Below are 17,243 nucleotides of genomic sequence, written 5' to 3'. Positions count from 1 at the left end.
CCCGCTGGAATGCGGCTGTCGGAACCGCCTCTGATCCCTCGATATCTGTGACAAGCGATGCGAGTTCTTCTTCGACAAATTCTTGCAAAGTCTTGCGCAGAGCGTCGAGGTCCACATTGCAGGCAAGCATTACGCGGCTTGCGTCAGGTTCATCAATCAGAGAGAGCAGAAGATGCTCCAGCGTCGCAAATTCGTGCCGACGGGCATTGGCCAGCGCCAGCGCTCCATGAATGGATTGTTCGAGTGTTGTCGAAAAGCTTGGCACGTCAGACGCTCCTGTTTCTGATGGTTACTGGCATCGCCAGCTTCCAATATCGCCTCATAGTCTTAAACTTCGGTTTTATTCGGCAACCTTCAAGACTTTTTTCTGCAACTTTGCCGTATCGCACCTGATCTGGCAAGTTTTCTTAACTTTTGCCCGCAAGATGGTCGCTCAAAACCTGTCCTTCAGGTCACGCAGATAGGCAAACATTTCCAAATCGGTGGCAGCTCGCTGCCCAGACCTGTCCTTCAGGTAATCCAGCGATGCGCGAAGAAAAGGGTTTGTGGCCTTTTCAACACCCAGACTGACCGTGGCCATCGGCTTGCCTTCTGCTCGCGCGCCCTCAAGTTCCGCCAGGCGGGTTTGCAAGGCAAGATTATCAGGGTCCACACTCAGCGCGAAGGCCCCATTGCCCTTAATATAGTCATGTCCTGAACACATAAGCGTGTCCTCGGGCAGAGCCATAAGTTTGGTCAGGCTGTCCCACATCTGCGCGGCGCTTCCTTCAAACAGACGCCCGCAGCCAAGCGCCATCAGACTGTCGGCGGTAAAGGCAAGACCGCTGTCGGGGAAGTAGAAGGCAATGTGACCGACCGTGTGGCCGGGAACGTCAATCACAGTACCGCTTTCATTACCAAGGGTCACGCGGTCCCCCTCTTCCAGCAGGTGATCAAGTGCCGGTAGGCGATGCTGATCGGCGCGCGCCCCCCAGACAGTCGCCCCGGTCGCGGCACGCAAGTCCGCAACCCCGCCGATATGGTCGTCATGGTGATGTGTGATCAGAATATCGCTCAGCACCCAACCGGATTCTGCCAATGCGCGCTGGATGGGCGCGGCTTCTGGCACATCGACCACAGCCGTGCGCCCGCTGGACGCATCATGGATCAGATAGGCGTAATTGTCGCGCAGACAGGGCACGGTCTTCAGCGTGAGGGGCATGGTGTTTTCCTTGCATTTCTGTCGTATTTGGTCAGTGTGAGGGATGCGGCGATGCGGCGCAACCCATCGAATATGCGAGACAAGATGCACCAAGACGTCTGCTTTCTGCGCGATTTTTATTACACCAGCGCGCTTGGGCGTGCCGCGCAAAAGGCCATGCGCGACCGGTTACGTGTATGCTGGCCATCAGTTACCGGGCTGTCGGTGGCAGGTTTCGGCTTTGCAGCGCCGTTGCTGCGCCCCTGCCTGCTGGATGCGCGTCGCGTCATCGCGCTTATGCCTGCCCAACAAGGTGTCATGCACTGGCCCGCGGAGGCGGCAAACCATTCCGCCCTGGTCGAAGAGACGAACTGGCCGCTTGCCACTGACAGTATTGACCGTCTGGTGGTGTTGCATGGTTTGGAAACATCCGACCGTCCGGCAGCATTGATGGAAGAGGCCGCCCGCGTCCTGAAGATAGGTGCGAAGATCGTAATGATCGTTCCCAATCGCTCTGGCTTGTGGGCACGCCGCGATGGCACTCCCTTTGCACTGGGCCGCCCCTATTCGTTGGGTCAGGTCGAAGCGTTGCTGGTAGAACATGGCTTTGAGGTGGAAAACCATTCCGCCGCATTGTTTTTCCCCCCGAGGAATCGCGCATCTTGGTTGCGATGGGCCATGATGATGGAAAGCCTTGGCCAAAAACTGTCACGCTACCATGCCGGTGGTGTCTTGCTGGTTGAAGCGGTTCGCGTTGCGGACGCGCCCCGCCCGTCCGGCCTGAGTGTACGCGAACGCAAACCCTTGCGCATTCTCGATCCAGTGCGCGCGGGCGGAACCCAGCCCGCATGGCGACGCGATCTTGCCCAACTGCGGCCCCTGCAAAAAAATGTGGACGAAGGAATCATCAATCCAGAGACAGTCCGAAAGCCGTAATAGACCAACGTTTTCGGGCGCTCCCCATCATTTCCTGCGCCATGATAGCGCAAGCCTGTGGCGGATTGTCGCACTGTCGGTCTGATTTATTCGCAGCTTTCTCACGATGGCGCGACCTAGACGGTTGCAGCATTAAAAACCCTCTGCTAAACCCGCGCCGATTTCACATGCCGCGTCTAAGTTAGCATTCATGATATCGGGCCGACGCGAGGTCCGGTAAAAACAGATGGAAGGATGGACGTGTCCGAACCAGCTTCGATCTCCACTGGCATCGCCAAACGCTATGCCACTGCAGTGTTTGAACTCTCGAAAGAGTCCAAATCTCTCAAATCTCTGGAAGCAGATGTTGACGCGCTGGAAGGCGCATTGGTTGAAAGCGCCGACCTGCGCAACCTGATCATGTCACCAGTCTATTCGCGTGAACAGGTCACACAGGCGATCTCGGCTGTGGCCAAGAAGATGAAGCTGTCGCAGACAGTCAGCGGCACTTTGGGTCTAATGGCCTCGAAGCGCCGCCTTTTTGTGCTGCCGCAAGTGCTGTCTGCCCTGAAAGACCTGCTTGCCGCCGAAAAGGGGGAAATCACGGCAGAAGTCGCTTCCGCCAAGCCATTGACTCCGGCACAAGAGAAAGAACTTGTCAAAACGCTGACAGAGCGTGCAGGCAAAAAAGTGAAACTTAAGCTGACCGTCGATGAAACTCTCATTGGTGGTCTTGTCATCAAGGTGGGCTCGCAAATGATCGACACGTCGATCCGCGCGCAGCTCGCGGCCCTCAAGAACAGTATGAAAGAGGTCGGATAAATGGGTATCCAAGCAGCTGAGATCTCTGCGATCCTGAAAGAGCAGATCAAGAACTTTGGTCAGGATGTAGAAGTTGCCGAAGTGGGCCGTGTGCTGTCCGTCGGTGACGGCATTGCGCGCGTGCATGGTCTGGACAATGTTCAGGCCGGTGAAATGGTCGAATTCCCCGGTGGAATTCGCGGCATGGCGCTGAACCTTGAAGCTGACAATGTGGGTATCGTTATTTTCGGCGATGACCGCGGCATCAAGGAAGGCGACACCGTCAAGCGCACAAAATCCATCGTGGACGTGCCAGTTGGCGACGAATTGCTTGGCCGTGTTGTGGATGGCCTTGGCAATCCGATTGACGGCAAAGGCGCGATCAAGACCTCCAAGCGTTCGGTCGCAGACGTGAAAGCGCCCGGCATCATCCCACGCAAATCGGTTCATGAACCGATGGCAACGGGCCTGAAATCGGTGGATGCGATGATCCCGATTGGCCGTGGCCAGCGCGAATTGATCATTGGCGACCGCCAAACCGGCAAGACCGCTGTGGCGCTCGACACCATCCTGAACCAGAAAAGCTATAATGAAGCCGCCGGCAATGACGAGAGCAAGAAGCTCTATTGTGTCTATGTTGCTATCGGGCAAAAGCGTTCGACTGTGGCGCAGCTGGTGAAGAAGCTGGAAGAAACCGGTGCAATCGAATATTCGATCGTTGTGGCCGCAACCGCATCCGACCCCGCGCCGATGCAGTTTCTTGCGCCCTATGCCGCGACTGCCATGGCCGAGCATTTCCGCGACAATGGCCGCCACGCGCTGATCATCTATGATGACCTGTCCAAACAGGCTGTTGCTTACCGCCAGATGTCGCTGCTGCTGCGCCGCCCACCGGGCCGCGAAGCTTACCCCGGTGACGTGTTTTACCTCCACTCCCGCCTGCTGGAACGTTCGGCGAAACTGAATGAAGAGCATGGCGCGGGCTCGCTGACAGCGCTGCCAATCATCGAAACACAGGGCGGCGACGTGTCGGCCTTTATTCCGACCAACGTGATTTCGATCACCGACGGCCAGATCTTCCTTGAAACCGAACTGTTCTATCAGGGTATTCGTCCGGCTGTGAACACCGGTCTTTCGGTGTCGCGTGTGGGTTCATCTGCGCAGACCGATGCCATGAAATCGGTTGCAGGTCCGGTGAAGCTGGAACTGGCGCAGTACCGCGAAATGGCGGCCTTCGCGCAATTCGGGTCGGACCTCGATGCCTCGACGCAGAAACTTCTGAACCGTGGGGCACGCCTGACCGAGCTGATGAAGCAAGGCCAGTATTCGCCCATGACCAATGCCGAGATTGTCTGTGTTATCTTTGCAGGCACCCAAGGCTATCTGGACAAGGTTGACGTCAAGGATGTGGGCCGTTTTGAAAAAGGTCTGCTGGCGCATCTGCGTGGCCGCCACAAGGCGCTGCTGGATGACATGACCAATAACGACCGCAAGGTGAAGGGCGAGTTGGAAGAGAAAATCCGCGCCGCACTGGACGAATTCGCGAAAGACTTCGCCTGAGGGCGGGTAAGAGGAAAAGCGTATGCCCAACCTCAAGGACCTGAAAAATCGGATCGCGAGCGTCAAATCGACGCGCAAGATCACGAAAGCCATGCAGATGGTTGCGGCGGCCAAGCTCCGCCGCGCCCAGGACGCGGCAGAGGCCGCGCGCCCCTATGCCGACAAGATGGCTGATGTGGTCAATGGTCTGGCGGCTTCGGTCGCCGGGTCAGAAACCGCGCCCAAACTGCTTGCGGGCACGGGAAGCGAACAGACCCATTTGCTGGTGGTCATGACCGCTGAACGCGGTCTGTGCGGGGGGTTCAACTCTTCGATTGTGAAAATCGCACGCTACCGCGCGGAAAAGCTGATCAAGGAAGGCAAGACCGTCAAGATCCTGACGGTTGGCAAGAAGGGCCGCGAACAGCTGAAGCGCGATCTCTCCGCGCATCTGGTCGATCATGTCGATCTCAGCGAGGTCAAGCGCGTCAGCTATGAGAATGCAGCCGATATCTCGAAGAAAGTGTTCGAGATGTTTGACGCGGGCGAGTTCGACGTGGCGACTATCTTCTACAACCGCTTTGAATCGGTGATCAGTCAGGTTCCGACGCCGAAGCAGATCATTCCTGCGGTTGTTCCGGCAGACGCAGAAGCAGATGCGCTTTATGATTATGAGCCATCCGAAGAAGCGATTCTGGAAGATTTGCTGCCACGCTCGGTCACGACGCAGATATTCACCGCGCTTTTGGAAAACGGTGCCTCGGAACAGGGTGCGCGCATGTCCGCTATGGACAACGCCACACGCAACGCAGGCGACATGATCGACAAGCTGACAACCGAGTACAACCGCTCGCGTCAGGCTGCGATCACCAAAGAGCTTATCGAGATCATTTCGGGCGCTGAAGCGCTCTGACGAACCCGGAGAGACAAATAATGGCTTCAAATGGCAAAATCACACAGGTGATCGGCGCCGTCGTCGATGTGCAGTTCGACGGCGACCTGCCCCCCATCCTGAACGCGCTGGAAACGGACAATAACGGCAAGCGGCTGGTGCTCGAAGTGGCGCAGCACCTTGGTGAAAGCACTGTGCGCACCATCGCGATGGACGCAACCGAAGGTCTGGTTCGCGGTCAATCCGTGACCGACACGGGCGAGCCGATCATGGTTCCCGTGGGCGACGCAACACTGGGCCGCATCCTGAACGTGGTTGGTGAACCAGTTGACGAAGGTGCTCCGATCAAGGCAAGCGAAAAGCGCGCCATCCACCAGCCCGCCCCCGGTTTTGACGCACAGTCAACTGAGTCCGAAATTCTGGTGACCGGTATCAAGGTTATTGACCTGTTGGCCCCCTACTCCAAGGGTGGTAAAATTGGTCTGTTCGGTGGTGCCGGTGTGGGCAAGACCGTTCTGATCATGGAATTGATCAACAACATCGCCAAGGTGCATTCGGGCTATTCGGTGTTTGCTGGTGTGGGCGAACGGACCCGCGAGGGTAACGACCTTTATCACGAGATGATGGAATCGGGTGTTATCAACATCGATAACCTGTCAGAATCCAAAGTGGCGCTGGTGTATGGCCAGATGAACGAACCACCCGGTGCGCGTGCACGTGTGGCGTTGACCGGTCTAACACTGGCCGAGCAGTTCCGCGACCAGTCGGGCACGGACGTTCTGTTTTTCGTCGACAACATCTTCCGCTTCACGCAGGCCGGTTCTGAGGTGTCCGCACTTCTGGGTCGTATCCCTTCGGCGGTGGGCTACCAGCCGACGCTGGCCACCGACATGGGCGCGCTGCAGGAACGCATCACCTCGACCAAAGCAGGTTCGATCACCTCGGTGCAGGCGATTTACGTGCCTGCCGATGACTTGACCGACCCTGCGCCGGCCACATCCTTTGCCCACCTTGACGCAACCACAGTGTTGTCGCGTGCGATCTCGGAGTTGGGCATCTACCCGGCTGTGGACCCGCTCGACTCCAACTCGCGCCTGATGGACCCGACCTATATCGGGGACGAGCATTATCAGGTTGCCCGCGATGTGCAGGGTATCTTGCAGCGCTACAAGTCACTTCAGGACATCATCGCCATCCTTGGCATGGACGAATTGTCCGAAGAGGACAAAATGACCGTGGCACGTGCGCGCAAGATCCAGCGCTTCCTGTCGCAGCCGTTTGACGTGGCAAAAGTGTTCACCGGCTCGGACGGGATTCAGGTTCCGCTGGAAAAAACCATCGCATCATTCAAGGCAGTTGTTGCAGGTGAGTACGACCACCTGCCGGAAGCTGCCTTCTACATGGTGGGCGACATTGACGACGTGATCGCAAAAGCCGAGAAGCTGGCCGCTGCGGCCTAAGGGGGGCCTTATGGCTGATATGATGCAATTCGACCTGGTCAGCCCCGAGCGCAAGCTTGCCTCGGGCCAGGTGCGTGCGGTGCAGATTCCGGGTGCAGATGGTGATCTGACGGCCATGCCAGAGCATGCCGCGACAATTACCACGCTACGCCCCGGGGTCTTGACCTCCGAAGGGCCAGAGGGTGAGACGCGTTTTGTCGTGACCGGCGGGTTTGCCGAAATCACGCCTCAGGGCACATCTGTTTTGGCTGAACGCGCCTTTCCCGCCGATGCTGAAGGGCGTGCTGCGCTGGATGTGATCTTGCAAGAGATGCGCAGCAAGGCCGCGAACAATTCAGGCCCTGACAAGGATGCACTGGACAAGGCCGCTGATGATCTGGAGCGCGCAATCGCCTCTATTTCCTGACCCGGTTCAGACCTGAAGAAATGCGGCGCCGGTCCTATTTTGGGATCGGCGCTGTTTCATGTCTGGTTGCTGTGCTTCCGGGTTTGCCCCTTGCGCATATCGCGGCAATAAACATGGATCATCCAGCCCAGCATCACTGCGTTCAACAGGTGCCACATGAAATGCGTTCCAACCGGGAAAACAGCACAAAGGGCATCATCCGCCATGCGAAATCCAAGCGAAGCGACAAGCACCCCTGCTCCGATCAGCAACCCTTTGCCAGTCGGGCTATCATGCAGCCAAAGCCCGTAAGCCGCAATCAGGACCGCAACGCTGAGGTAAAGTGCATTCGCCCCAAGTCCGGGCGTGATCTGACCCATTATCCAGCCAAACCCAAGAGCATACGGGAAAAACAGTAGCGTCACCCCCAGCGACACAAGCCAAGAGAGGCGTAGGAAATCGCGCGTCGCCGCAAAGAGATAAAGCAGGATGAAGCCCAGAATAGGCAGCACATCCGCCAGCCCTGCCCATTGCGTTGCATGCGTGTGCCACAGGAAGGAGCCTACCCCAATGACCGCAAGCATCACAGCCATTGCTCGCGCCATTGGCAAGCCAGAGGTTTGTCGCCAGACCAGCATTGCGGCAATGAGGAAAGCCGCATTGGTCACGGCATTGACCGGCTCGCTCCAATACGAAAAATCGGTGCGTTCACAATAGGCGATCACCTGTTCCTTAAGCATCGTCTCACCTCAAGCGCGCGAAGAAATCTTGTAGCAAGACCTGCGACTCATCTGCATCCATGCCATCATAGACTTCCGGCGCGTGATGGCATTGTCCATGCGTAAAGATGCGCGGCCCCTGCATCACCCCGCCCGATTTAGGGTCAGCCGCACCAAAATAAAGCCGCCTGATCCGCGCATGTGAGATGGCCATTGCGCACATTGGGCACGGTTCCAGCGTGACGTAGAGATCATGACCACCAAGCCGCTCTTGTCCCAGTGTCAGACAGGCCGCGCGAATGGCCAGCATCTCTGCATGCGCGGTCGGATCGCGCAATTCTCGGGTGCGATTGCCAGCGGACGCGACAACCACGCCACTCTCTGAGACGATGACCGCGCCCACCGGCACCTCTCCGCGCAAGCCTGCGGCACGCGCCTGTTCCAGCGCCAAGGGCATATATGTGCGAAACTGGGTCATGGCCTGTAATGTCTCTGACAGGCGGCCCGGAATTACAAGATGTCTTCGAGTCCGCGCATCGTTGGGCCGAAGGCCGCCGCGCCGTCACCGTGGATTTTGTGAGGCAACGAATATTATTGAGGCTGGCGCGACCATATATGGGCGATATCATCGCCAATCTGCTGCAAGGCGGTCAGCTTGAAATGCGGCGCATCAACCAGCTGGGTCAAACCAAGCTGCGCCAATCCCGGACGCCCTTCCGAACCGATCACCTTGCCTGCCGAGAAAACAATCAATTCATCGACCAATTCCGCGCGCAGCAGACTTGCGCCCAGATGGCCGCCACCCTCACAAAACAGCCGCGTGATACCGCGTTGTCCCAACACCTGAAGCATCTGGTCCGGCACCAGCCCGTCAGAATTCGTGCCGCAATCCAGCAATTCAGCGCCCGCATCGCGCCAGCGCTGGCGCGCATCCTCGGGTGCATTCGAAGCATGTACAAGCCAGACAGGAACCTCGCGCGCGGATTGCCCCAAGCGCCCCTGCGTGTCGATATCCAGCCGAGGCGCTGCAACAATCCGCACAGGCTGGTGCATCATGCCCAAATCACGCACACGCAGGTCGGGATTGTCGGCGCGGGCTGTGCCGGCCCCCACCAGAACCGCATCATGGCGCGCACGCAGGGCATGAACCATGCGGCGCGCTTCTGGAGAGGTGATCCAGCGGCTTTCGCCGGTTACGGTGGCGATACGACCATCCAGCGTCAACGCTAGTTTCAGCGTAACCCAAGGCCGCCCTTGCGCCAGCCGCATCAGGAATCCGGCATTCAGGGTGCGCGCGGCCTGCGCCTCGACATTCTCGACCACATCCAGACCGGCGGCACGCAGCATCGCATGTCCGCGCCCGGCAACGCGCGAGTCCGGGTCTGTAAGCGCTGTGACGACACGCACAACCCCTGAATCTACCAGCGTTTTTGCACAGGGCGGCGTCAGACCGTGATGTGCGCAAGGCTCAAGGCTGACATAGGCAGTTGCACCACGCGCATCGCATTTTGCAAGTGCAACGGCTTCAGCATGGGGGCGCCCGCCCGGCTGTGTCCAGCCACGCGCAAGAACCCGCCCATCACGCACCAGCACACAGCCAACCGCCGGGTTGGGCCAGACCCGCCCAAGCCCGCGCGCGGCAAGGCCGATGGCGTGCCGCATGAAGTGACTGTCGCGCTCAGGGCTCAAGGTCTATTCCGGCTCTTTCTGATCTGGCCGCAATTCTGAAACGAATTTGTCGAAATCATCCGCTTCCTGAAAGTTCTTGTAAACACTCGCGAAACGCACATAGGCGACAGTGTCGATCCGCGCGAGGGTTTCCATCACGATCTCACCGATCATCTTGGACGGGATATCCGTATCCCCCAGACTCTCCAGTCTGCGCACGATGCCGGAAATCATCTGGTCGATACGTTCATGTTCTATAGGGCGTTTCTGCATTGCGATGCGGATCGAGCGTTCCAGCTTCTCGCGGTCGAAGGCTTCGCGCCGACCATTGGACTTGACCACCACCAAATCCCGCAACTGAACCCGCTCATATGTCGTGAAGCGGCCCCCACAGGCAGGGCAAAAGCGCCGTCTGCGGATGGCACCGTGATCTTCGGCGGGCCGCGAATCCTTTACTTGCGTATCGGTATTTCCACAAAATGGACAGCGCATGTCCTCTCCCTCGGGTTTGATTATGCTTGCTCCGCAAACACTATAGGCAAACCGCGATGGATTGGGTAGCAGCAAACGCTCCCCACCAGATCATGGGGCGCGGATGTTGCGCATCAGACTCAGGTTCTGGTCTTGCGGCTAGTTCACTACGATAACGCGGGTCTGCTCCATCCCCTCGCTGCGCACCATGTCGAAGAAGACACGGGCATTGTCAGGGTGCAGCCGCACGCAGCCAGCCGAAGCAGGACGACCAAGTCGGCTGATCTGGTCGGTGCCATGAATGGCATAATGACCGGAATAGAAAACCGAATACGGCATAGGCGCATTATTGTAGCGGCTGGAGCGGTGATTGCGCGACAGGAATTGCGGACGCCAATCGCCGGTCGGGGTGATCTTACCCTGACGCGCGGTGGAGACGGGCCATTCATACATAAGCTGTCCATGATGGTAGACATGCATCACCTGTTCGCTGATGCTGACCCGCGCAACGACCCTGTCCGCATGCGCTGGCACTGCAGGAAGCAGCGCCAGAAACAGCCCCCCAAAAACAAAAGCAATTATCCTCAACTTGAAGCCCCCCGTTCAAACTGTTGTTTTAAATGCCCCCCAAGGCCAATTCAGTCGGTCGCAGCAAGAGATTCGAGTCAAGCGGATTCTTGCCGATTGCCTGTTTGCCCCCGCGATTTGGCGCTTTGTGCATCAACCCTCTTGTCAAATTCCGCGCGAGGTGGGACTAGATCGCCCATGACAGAGCACAGTGACAAAAGACTCGCCCTAATCACCGGGGCTTCGCGTGGACTGGGGGCAGCGCTGGCTGAAACCCTGTCCACAAAAGGGTGGCATATCGTTGCGGTCGGGCGCACGCTTGGTGCGCTGGAAGAACTGGATGACCGTATTCAAGCCAAGGGCGGCAGCGCCACTTTGGCGACGATGGACATCACTAAGGATGACGCAATGCGCCATCTTTGCCGCGATATTCATGATCGTTGGGGCCGCATCGATCTATGGGCGCATACCGCAATCCACGCCCCCCCGATGACACCTGCTGATCACATCGCACTCAAGGACTGGGATAAATGCGTTGCAATCAACATGCGCGCAACAGGCTTTCTGATCCAGATGGTTGCCCCACTTCTGCTGGCCGCACCTGAACGCGCGACTGCCCTGTTTATCGACGACCCGGCCAGCACACAAAAATTCATGGGCGCTTATGGCGCGTCAAAAGCGGCACAGATGGCACTTGCCCGTGCATGGGCGGCGGAATACGCCAAGACAGGACCGCGTGTTCTGGTAGAGGCTTGCGCCCCGATGCCGACCGCGACCCGCGCAAGGTTCTTTCCGGGTGAAGATCGAAGCAAACTGACCCCCTGCATGACCGAGTCAGAACGGCTTGCAGCGCTGATATAGCGTTGCTCAATGCGACATGGCCGTGCGCATGGAAGTCTTGCAGCGGTCGGTGCGGGTCCGTGCGCCGTTGCGGAAACAGTTGCTATGTCACAGGCCAGTTCTGAACTCTGAGATCAAAGAGCGGACGACTTCACAAAGGGCTTCGTCGCTGTCCGCACCGTCTTCCTGAGCACGCGCGTAAACCGCGCGTTGTCGTTCGGCGCTGGTGCCCTGCGCAACGATATCCTGAGCCGCGCGGAGTTCATTGAGGCAGTCCAGGACCATCGCATCGGTTTCCAGCAGCTCGATCAATTCCGTGACCAGCTGCCCCATGGGAACCAGCGCCCCCTTGCCGATATCCAGCAATCCTTCGCGCGGGCCGTAACGCTGCGCGCGCCAGCGATTCTCTGCAATCAGGAACCTGTCATAGATGCGCCAGCGCTGGTTGCGGCGGCGCAATTCCACCAGCATCCGTGTGATCGACTGGATCATCGCCGCAATCGTCAAACTATGCTCCATGATCGGCATCACATCGCAGATCCGTGCCTCCAGCGTCGGAAACCGCGCCGAGGGGCGGATGTCCCACCAGATCTTGGTGGTATCTTCAATCAATCCGGCATTGATGATCATATCGACCGAACGGCGATACTCTGCATGGCTGACAAAATCCGGTGGCAGCCCGGTGCGGGGAAGGTTATCAAAAATCGTCAATCTATAGCTGTTCAGACCCGTATCTTGCCCACCCCAGAAGGGTGACGAGGTCGACAACGCCAGAAGATGCGGCAGGAAATATGTCATCTGGCGCATGATATCGATACGCAGGTCGTCATCGGGCAGCCCGACATGAACATGCGTTCCACTAATCAGCATACGCCGCACCACACCCGCCAGATCGCGCGCCAGATCATTGTAACGCTGTTTTTCGGTATGCTTGCGGCTGTGCCAATCGGCAAACGGGTGGCAGGACACCGCCAGCGGGGCCATTCCGTATTCGGCGGCACAATCCGCGATCGTGCGGCGCAGATGCCCCAGATCAGCGCGAGCCTCGGCAATATCGGCGCAGACTCCTGTGCCGACTTCGATCTGGCAGGCCAGAAATTCAGGCGAGACTTTTTTGCCCAATGCCGCTTCACAATCGCGCATCAGCGCATCGGGCACATCGACCAGCGCGCAGGTCTGCATATCGACAAGAAGATACTCTTCTTCGATACCAAGTGTATATTCGGGCAAGTCCTGTGTCATGGACCAAGCGTATCGCGGATTTTCCACCCCGCAAGATGTAATTGACGCGCCATCAACTGCGGCCTAGCACTGTGGCATGACGATCCTGCACTCAAGTTTACCATTCTCCCCCTGGACCACCCCCGCCGGCCGGCGGCTGCCCGGTATTATGCCGCTGGACCGTGCCGATTGGCTGTTATGCGATGAAGTCTATGCAGAACAAATGGCCGAGCGCGCAGCCCTGCTGGCGGCGCGCAGCGCTGATGTTCTGGCAACCCAGCCAGAGGCCGAACCGGCAGCGCTGGAATTGCTGGATGAAATTTTGCGCGATCTGCCCGCGTTGGGGTTCGAGATTCGCGGCGATCATATCCTGCGCCCGGATGGACAGACCGTGGCGCTGGATAAGACACGCCCGCTGTGGACTATTGGGCATTTGTTACAGGCCGATTTCTGTCTGCTTCAAAAACCGAAAGAGGCATCCGAGCATGTTCTGACAGGGGCAGTCCTGTGCTTTCCATCCAGCTGGACCCTGTCCGAAAAGCTGGGTAAACCCCTGATGCGCATACATGTACCCGTAGACAGCTATGATACGCAGATGGGCGCGCGGGTGCAGCGCATGTTCGACGCCATGCGCCCTGAACAACCCCTGTGGCGCGCCAATGTCCTGCGCTACACCAACCCTGCCCTGTATCAGCCGCAGCCGGAATTTGCCCCGAAGGAAAAACGCGACGGCGGTGCCTATATCCGGTCAGAACGGCAGTGTTTGCTGAAATTGCCCAGAACCGGCGCCGTGGTCTTTTCGATCCATACTGCACAGGTCAGCCGTGACAGCTTGACGGAAGAGCAACGCATCGCGTTGGAGGGAATCGAAACCTCAGCGCATAGTTTGGTCAGACAGTAGCATCCGCTCGCGCTGGTCTGGTGCGATAACCGTTCCGCGCAATTGCGCCGCACGCGCCTGCAATGCGGAAACCCGTCCGTCAGGAGGGTCGGTCAAACGTGCGGTATTTGGTCCATCCTCAACCTGCGCCAAGATGGACGATAGCGGTAAAAGCTCCGGGCTGGCCCCCTGCATATCCGCCTGACGGGGTGGCAGGTCAGTTGGTGCAAAGCACGCCGCCAACACCAAAGGCGCAAGCCAGACAAGGCGTCCTGATTGCAGACGCTGATGAAACAAAACCTGATACATCGCATCCCCGACACCAGTTGGGCGCAAGATAGCCCGAGTGACGCCTTGGGCGCAAGCGGGCTTGCGTCCGGCCATGTTTCAGGGGCAAATACCCCCGATGGCGCGCAAGAAGAATTCCTCTGCTGATGTGACAGGCCCGCGGATACGCAGCGCTGCATTGCGGCTGTTTGCGCGGCATGGCTATGCGGCCGTTTCGATGCGTCAGATCGCGTCCGAAGTTGGGGTGCAGGCGGGCACGCTGTATCTGTACACGCCCGACAAGCAGTCCTTGCTGTTCGATCTGATGCAGAACCATATGCAAGACCTATTGTCGGAACTGGCAGCATTGCCCGATGTCCAATCCCCTCTTGCAGAGTTGCAACAATTCACGCGGTTTCACATCCGTTTTCACCGTGCGCGCAGCGATGCGGTTTTCATTGCCTATATGGAGTTGCGCAATCTGGAGCCCAAGAATTTCGAGCGGATCGAAGCAATGCGCAGGCAGTATGAAGCGCATCTGGAAGGCATCCTTGCCCGTGGCAAGGCAGAGCGCCTGTTTGATCTGCCGGACACAAAGCTGGCAGCCTTTGCGCTTATTGCGATGCTGACCGGCGTGAATACATGGTTTCGCGAAGGTGGGCGACTTAGCCTTGATGCTGTGGAAGAAATTTACTGGCGGATGGTCAAGAAGGCGGTCGGCGGGTGACATCTGGCGCGGTTATCGCGCCTTGGATCAGGACCTCCTTCAGCTTAACGCCAAAGAATTGAAAATCGCCATATCATTGGCAAGGCAAATTGCTATCATGTGATCGGGGCTGCGCAGACAGATTACCGGCGCTGCCCTGAGAAAATGGGAGAATACACTATGCTGGACACCAAAGAGCCTGGTTTTCGCGAAAATGTTGATCTGATGTTCCGCCGTGCGGTATCGCATCTGGATCTGCCACCGGGGCTTGCCGCGAAAATCCAGATCTGCAATTCAACTTACACGGTGCGCTTCGGGGTCCGGCTGCGCGGCAAGATCGAGACATTTGTTGGCTATCGTTCAGTACACTCTGAACATATGGAACCCGTCAAAGGCGGCATTCGCTACGCGCCGGAAGTCCACCAGAACGAGGTCGAGGCACTGGCCGCGCTGATGACCTATAAATGTGCGCTGGTTGAAACGCCCTTTGGCGGTGCCAAGGGTGGTCTGTGCATTGACCCACGAAATTATGAAGAACATGAGCTGGAGCAGATCACTCGTCGCTTTGCCTATGAACTGGCCAAGCGCGACCTGATCCATCCGGCGCAGAATGTCCCCGCCCCCGACATGGGCACCGGAGAGCGCGAGATGGCATGGATTGCCGACCAATATGCCCGGATGAACACGACCGACATCAACGCGCGCGCCTGTGTGACGGGCAAGCCACTGAATTCCGGCGGGATAAAGGGCCGTGTCGAGGCGACGGGGCGCGGCGTGCAATACGCACTGCAAGAGTTTTTCCGCCATCCGGAAGATGTTGCCAAAACTGGCCTGACGGGCGGCCTTGCAGGTAAACGCATCATTGTTCAGGGCCTTGGAAATGTGGGCTATCACGCATCCAAATTCCTGCGCGATGAAGATGACGCAATCATCACCGCGATCATCGAACGCGACGGTGCCATCAGCAACCCCAACGGGCTGGACCCGGATGCGCTGCGCGACTGGATCGCGCAGCATGGCGGGGTCAAAGGTTTTGAGGGGGGCGAATATGTCGCCGATGGCGCCGCAATGCTGGAAGCAGAATGCGACATCCTGATTCCGGCAGCGCTGGAAGGTGTGATCAACATCAACAATGCCGAACGCATTGCCGCACCGCTTATCATCGAAGCGGCAAATGGTCCGATAACGGCCAATGCCGACGACATCCTGCGCGAGAAAGGAACTGTCATCATCCCCGACCTCTACGCGAATGCGGGCGGTGTGACCGTGTCCTATTTCGAATGGGTCAAGAACCTTAGCCATATCCGCTTTGGCCGGATGCAGCGGCGCAATGAAGAAGCCCATGCCATGACTTTGGTGCGCGAACTGGAGCGCTTGTCTGCCGACAAAAATCTGGGATGGGAATTGTCGCCAGATTTCAAGCGCCGCTATCTGCAGGGCGCGGATGAGTTGCAACTTGTCCGTTCGGGGCTGGATGACACCATGCGCACGGCCTATCAGTCCATTTCCGAAGAATGGCACCGCCGCTCTGATGTGAAGGATTTGCGCACCGCTGCTTTCATTGTAGCTATAGAACGCGTGGCGGCCAGTTACCGCGCCAAGGGGCTTTGATCTTGCACCTGGTCCATGCGCGCTTGCACTCGCTGGCGCGCATGGGCTGAATCGCGGTCGCGCAGCCCCAGCAGGTTGGACACAAGCCGCATCAACCCGTCTTCCTGTTCATGGCGCTTGCCATCGGCCAGAATGACTCGCCACAGGTCGCACAGGTATTCGGGGCGCTCCTCGTAGACGATGGCATCCTTTATCGCGCGTGTCAGGTGGACGCTGTCACCTATCGTCGCTTCCAGTGCCTCTGCCTTGGCGCGCATCGCGGACACATCCCAAGGCCCAAGTCCGAAACGCCGCGACAGGACGTCATCAATCGCGGCGATCTGCAACTTGTTGTAGTCGTCGTTGGCCCGCGCTGCGCGCACCAGCAATGCAGCCACGGCAAGCTCGCCCGTCATCTCGGGTCGGGTTGGCTGCGGTGGGGCGGGCGCAAACAAGCCCTTGATCCATTCGAACGCTTTTTCAGTCATGCTGCTCATATAGAGGGTCGGGCTGGAAACCCAAACCCCGAAAGATCACACTTGCTTCAAGCAGAAACCGGATGCCCCTCAATCTCTCCTGTTGCGTCGGGGGTAAAGGTCATCGCCAACCCATTGATACAATGTCGCTTTCCTGTGGGGGCCGGACCATCATCAAAGATATGCCCCTGATGGCCACCACAATTGGCGCAATGCACTTCCGTACGGACCATGAAAAACAGGGTTCTGTCGATTTGTGTGCCCACAGCCCCCTCAATCGCATCCCAGAAACTTGGCCAGCCTGTCCGGCTGTCATATTTCGTTTCTGAGCGGTAGAGGGCATGACCACATCCTGCACAATTATACGTGCCCACGCGCGCCTCGTCCAATAAGGGAGAGCGCTCGCCCATCAGCGTATTCGTAAAGGCGGCTTCGGTGGCATGGTCGCGCAGAACAGCATATTGCGCCGGGGTCAGGCGCGCACGCCATTGCTCATCAGTCAGGGTAAAGGGAAAGTCTGTGTTGGACGCAAACCCCCTTGATCCGATCAAGGCAAGCCCGGTTGTCAGCAGAAATGACCGTCGCTTCATCATGCTCTTCTCCTTCAATGTGGTCCTGATACGCATAGGGCGCTGACTTGGTTTCAACAATTACCGCAAAGCATGA

At 58.0% G+C, this 17,243-nt stretch carries 21 protein-coding genes; 10 read left to right on the top strand and 11 right to left on the bottom strand.

Annotation, left to right across the window (positions count from 1 at the left end; genetic code table 11):
• Positions 1 to 265: Clp protease N-terminal domain-containing protein (locus EV660_RS11540; RefSeq protein WP_281279308.1), on the bottom strand; the 265-nt coding region annotated here is incomplete at its 3' end.
• Between the two features lie 168 nt (positions 266 to 433).
• Entirely contained in the window at positions 434 to 1,201 is a 768-nt protein-coding gene (gene gloB / locus EV660_RS11535; RefSeq protein ID WP_071480589.1) for a hydroxyacylglutathione hydrolase, read from the bottom strand.
• Between the two features lie 84 nt (positions 1,202 to 1,285).
• Here gloB and EV660_RS11530 point away from each other — a divergent pair, with 84 nt between their 5' ends.
• The 6 genes from EV660_RS11530 to EV660_RS11505 all read left to right on the top strand — a co-directional run bounded on the left by EV660_RS11530 (position 1,286) and on the right by EV660_RS11505 (position 7,193).
• Positions 1,286 to 2,116, top strand: coding sequence for a methyltransferase domain-containing protein (locus EV660_RS11530; RefSeq protein WP_084635098.1), 831 nt, complete (start codon positions 1,286 to 1,288; stop codon positions 2,114 to 2,116).
• 240 nt (positions 2,117 to 2,356) lie between these two features.
• Positions 2,357 to 2,917 (top strand): F0F1 ATP synthase subunit delta, encoded by a 561-nt coding sequence (locus EV660_RS11525; protein WP_071482074.1) that lies wholly within the window; start codon positions 2,357 to 2,359, stop codon positions 2,915 to 2,917.
• Positions 2,918 to 4,456: a F0F1 ATP synthase subunit alpha gene (gene atpA / locus EV660_RS11520; protein WP_071480587.1), complete on the top strand. Its 1,539-nt coding sequence runs from the start codon at positions 2,918 to 2,920 to the stop codon at positions 4,454 to 4,456.
• Between the two features lie 22 nt (positions 4,457 to 4,478).
• A complete protein-coding gene (locus tag EV660_RS11515) occupies positions 4,479 to 5,348 on the top strand; it encodes a F0F1 ATP synthase subunit gamma (protein WP_071480586.1) in 870 nt (289 codons plus the stop codon).
• Between the two features lie 20 nt (positions 5,349 to 5,368).
• Positions 5,369 to 6,787 (top strand): F0F1 ATP synthase subunit beta, encoded by a 1,419-nt coding sequence (gene atpD, locus EV660_RS11510; RefSeq protein WP_071480585.1) that lies wholly within the window; start codon positions 5,369 to 5,371, stop codon positions 6,785 to 6,787.
• A 10-nt stretch (positions 6,788 to 6,797) separates the two neighbouring features.
• Positions 6,798 to 7,193 carry a F0F1 ATP synthase subunit epsilon gene (locus tag EV660_RS11505; protein ID WP_071480584.1) on the top strand — a complete coding sequence of 132 codons (396 nt, stop codon included), beginning with the start codon at positions 6,798 to 6,800 and terminating at the stop codon, positions 7,191 to 7,193.
• Positions 7,194 to 7,249: 56 nt separating this feature from the next.
• Here EV660_RS11505 and EV660_RS11500 read toward each other — a convergent pair whose 3' ends face one another.
• From EV660_RS11500 to EV660_RS11480, 5 genes are all read right to left on the bottom strand, one after another.
• A complete protein-coding gene (locus EV660_RS11500; RefSeq protein ID WP_071480583.1) occupies positions 7,250 to 7,912 on the bottom strand; it encodes a hypothetical protein in 663 nt (220 codons plus the stop codon).
• Positions 7,913 to 7,916: 4 nt separating this feature from the next.
• Positions 7,917 to 8,369, bottom strand: coding sequence for a nucleoside deaminase (locus EV660_RS11495; RefSeq protein WP_071480582.1), 453 nt, complete (start codon positions 8,367 to 8,369; stop codon positions 7,917 to 7,919).
• Between the two features lie 113 nt (positions 8,370 to 8,482).
• Positions 8,483 to 9,580, bottom strand: coding sequence for a bifunctional diaminohydroxyphosphoribosylaminopyrimidine deaminase/5-amino-6-(5-phosphoribosylamino)uracil reductase RibD (gene ribD / locus EV660_RS11490; RefSeq protein ID WP_084634861.1), 1,098 nt, complete (start codon positions 9,578 to 9,580; stop codon positions 8,483 to 8,485).
• Between the two features lie 3 nt (positions 9,581 to 9,583).
• Positions 9,584 to 10,051: a transcriptional regulator NrdR gene (gene nrdR, locus EV660_RS11485; protein ID WP_071480580.1), complete on the bottom strand. Its 468-nt coding sequence runs from the start codon at positions 10,049 to 10,051 to the stop codon at positions 9,584 to 9,586.
• Positions 10,052 to 10,189: 138 nt separating this feature from the next.
• The gene (locus tag EV660_RS11480) at positions 10,190 to 10,618 is read right to left on the bottom strand and encodes a L,D-transpeptidase (RefSeq protein ID WP_071480579.1); all 429 of its coding nucleotides are present in this window, start codon (positions 10,616 to 10,618) and stop codon (positions 10,190 to 10,192) included.
• Positions 10,619 to 10,795: 177 nt separating this feature from the next.
• Between EV660_RS11480 and EV660_RS11475 the strand changes: the two genes are divergently transcribed.
• On the top strand, positions 10,796 to 11,458 hold the full coding sequence (locus tag EV660_RS11475; protein ID WP_071480578.1) for an SDR family NAD(P)-dependent oxidoreductase: 663 nt from the start codon (positions 10,796 to 10,798) through the stop codon (positions 11,456 to 11,458).
• Positions 11,459 to 11,545: 87 nt separating this feature from the next.
• On the opposite strand, the gene EV660_RS11470 is transcribed toward EV660_RS11475, so the two are convergent.
• On the bottom strand, positions 11,546 to 12,679 hold the full coding sequence (locus tag EV660_RS11470; protein WP_071480577.1) for a carboxylate-amine ligase: 1,134 nt from the start codon (positions 12,677 to 12,679) through the stop codon (positions 11,546 to 11,548).
• A 76-nt stretch (positions 12,680 to 12,755) separates the two neighbouring features.
• Here EV660_RS11470 and EV660_RS11465 point away from each other — a divergent pair, with 76 nt between their 5' ends.
• Entirely contained in the window at positions 12,756 to 13,559 is an 804-nt protein-coding gene (locus EV660_RS11465) for a heme-dependent oxidative N-demethylase family protein (RefSeq protein ID WP_071480576.1), read from the top strand.
• Here EV660_RS11465 and EV660_RS11460 read toward each other — a convergent pair.
• Positions 13,533 to 13,922, bottom strand: coding sequence for a hypothetical protein (locus EV660_RS11460; protein WP_134013929.1), 390 nt, complete (start codon positions 13,920 to 13,922; stop codon positions 13,533 to 13,535). The two genes, EV660_RS11465 and EV660_RS11460, sit on opposite strands and share 27 nt — an antisense overlap.
• Before the next feature lie 22 nt (positions 13,923 to 13,944).
• Here EV660_RS11460 and EV660_RS11455 point away from each other — a divergent pair, with 22 nt between their 5' ends.
• Complete coding sequence (locus EV660_RS11455; protein WP_071480574.1) at positions 13,945 to 14,532, top strand: TetR/AcrR family transcriptional regulator; 588 nt, start codon at positions 13,945 to 13,947, stop codon at positions 14,530 to 14,532.
• A 159-nt stretch (positions 14,533 to 14,691) separates the two neighbouring features.
• Complete coding sequence (locus tag EV660_RS11450) at positions 14,692 to 16,122, top strand: Glu/Leu/Phe/Val family dehydrogenase (protein ID WP_071482073.1); 1,431 nt, start codon at positions 14,692 to 14,694, stop codon at positions 16,120 to 16,122.
• Here EV660_RS11450 and EV660_RS11445 read toward each other — a convergent pair.
• Positions 16,101 to 16,598 (bottom strand): tellurite resistance TerB family protein, encoded by a 498-nt coding sequence (locus EV660_RS11445; RefSeq protein ID WP_244927317.1) that lies wholly within the window; start codon positions 16,596 to 16,598, stop codon positions 16,101 to 16,103. The genes EV660_RS11450 and EV660_RS11445 overlap by 22 nt on opposite strands.
• A 47-nt stretch (positions 16,599 to 16,645) precedes the next feature.
• Positions 16,646 to 17,170, bottom strand: a complete 525-nt coding sequence (gene msrB, locus EV660_RS11440; protein ID WP_425466542.1) for a peptide-methionine (R)-S-oxide reductase MsrB — start codon at positions 17,168 to 17,170, stop codon at positions 16,646 to 16,648.
• Between the last annotated feature and the right edge of the window lie 73 nt (positions 17,171 to 17,243).

The sequence above is a fragment of the Roseinatronobacter bogoriensis DSM 18756 genome (assembly GCF_004366635.1).
GTDB classification, from domain to species: domain Bacteria; phylum Pseudomonadota; class Alphaproteobacteria; order Rhodobacterales; family Rhodobacteraceae; genus Roseinatronobacter; species Roseinatronobacter bogoriensis.
Note: the sequence above shows the minus strand (reverse complement) of the source record. Positions and strands in the feature narration are given on the sequence as shown.

What these genes read in the sequence shown, in the direction of transcription:
- gloB (WP_071480589.1), bottom strand. Translation starts at nt 1,201, where the DNA reads ATGCCCCTCACGCTGAAGACCGTGCCCTGTCTGCGCGACAATTACGCC.
- EV660_RS11530 (WP_084635098.1), top strand. Translation starts at nt 1,286, where the DNA reads ATGCACCAAGACGTCTGCTTTCTGCGCGATTTTTATTACACCAGCGCG.
- atpA (WP_071480587.1), top strand. Translation starts at nt 2,918, where the DNA reads ATGGGTATCCAAGCAGCTGAGATCTCTGCGATCCTGAAAGAGCAGATC.
- EV660_RS11515 (WP_071480586.1), top strand. Translation starts at nt 4,479, where the DNA reads ATGCCCAACCTCAAGGACCTGAAAAATCGGATCGCGAGCGTCAAATCG.
- atpD (WP_071480585.1), top strand. Translation starts at nt 5,369, where the DNA reads ATGGCTTCAAATGGCAAAATCACACAGGTGATCGGCGCCGTCGTCGAT.
- EV660_RS11505 (WP_071480584.1), top strand. Translation starts at nt 6,798, where the DNA reads ATGGCTGATATGATGCAATTCGACCTGGTCAGCCCCGAGCGCAAGCTT.
- EV660_RS11500 (WP_071480583.1), bottom strand. Translation starts at nt 7,912, where the DNA reads ATGCTTAAGGAACAGGTGATCGCCTATTGTGAACGCACCGATTTTTCG.
- EV660_RS11495 (WP_071480582.1), bottom strand. Translation starts at nt 8,369, where the DNA reads ATGACCCAGTTTCGCACATATATGCCCTTGGCGCTGGAACAGGCGCGT.
- nrdR (WP_071480580.1), bottom strand. Translation starts at nt 10,051, where the DNA reads ATGCGCTGTCCATTTTGTGGAAATACCGATACGCAAGTAAAGGATTCG.
- EV660_RS11475 (WP_071480578.1), top strand. Translation starts at nt 10,796, where the DNA reads ATGACAGAGCACAGTGACAAAAGACTCGCCCTAATCACCGGGGCTTCG.
- EV660_RS11470 (WP_071480577.1), bottom strand. Translation starts at nt 12,679, where the DNA reads ATGACACAGGACTTGCCCGAATATACACTTGGTATCGAAGAAGAGTAT.
- EV660_RS11465 (WP_071480576.1), top strand. Translation starts at nt 12,756, where the DNA reads ATGACGATCCTGCACTCAAGTTTACCATTCTCCCCCTGGACCACCCCC.
- EV660_RS11460 (WP_134013929.1), bottom strand. Translation starts at nt 13,922, where the DNA reads ATGGCCGGACGCAAGCCCGCTTGCGCCCAAGGCGTCACTCGGGCTATC.
- EV660_RS11455 (WP_071480574.1), top strand. Translation starts at nt 13,945, where the DNA reads ATGGCGCGCAAGAAGAATTCCTCTGCTGATGTGACAGGCCCGCGGATA.
- EV660_RS11450 (WP_071482073.1), top strand. Translation starts at nt 14,692, where the DNA reads ATGCTGGACACCAAAGAGCCTGGTTTTCGCGAAAATGTTGATCTGATG.
- EV660_RS11445 (WP_244927317.1), bottom strand. Translation starts at nt 16,598, where the DNA reads ATGAGCAGCATGACTGAAAAAGCGTTCGAATGGATCAAGGGCTTGTTT.
- msrB (WP_425466542.1), bottom strand. Translation starts at nt 17,170, where the DNA reads ATGATGAAGCGACGGTCATTTCTGCTGACAACCGGGCTTGCCTTGATC.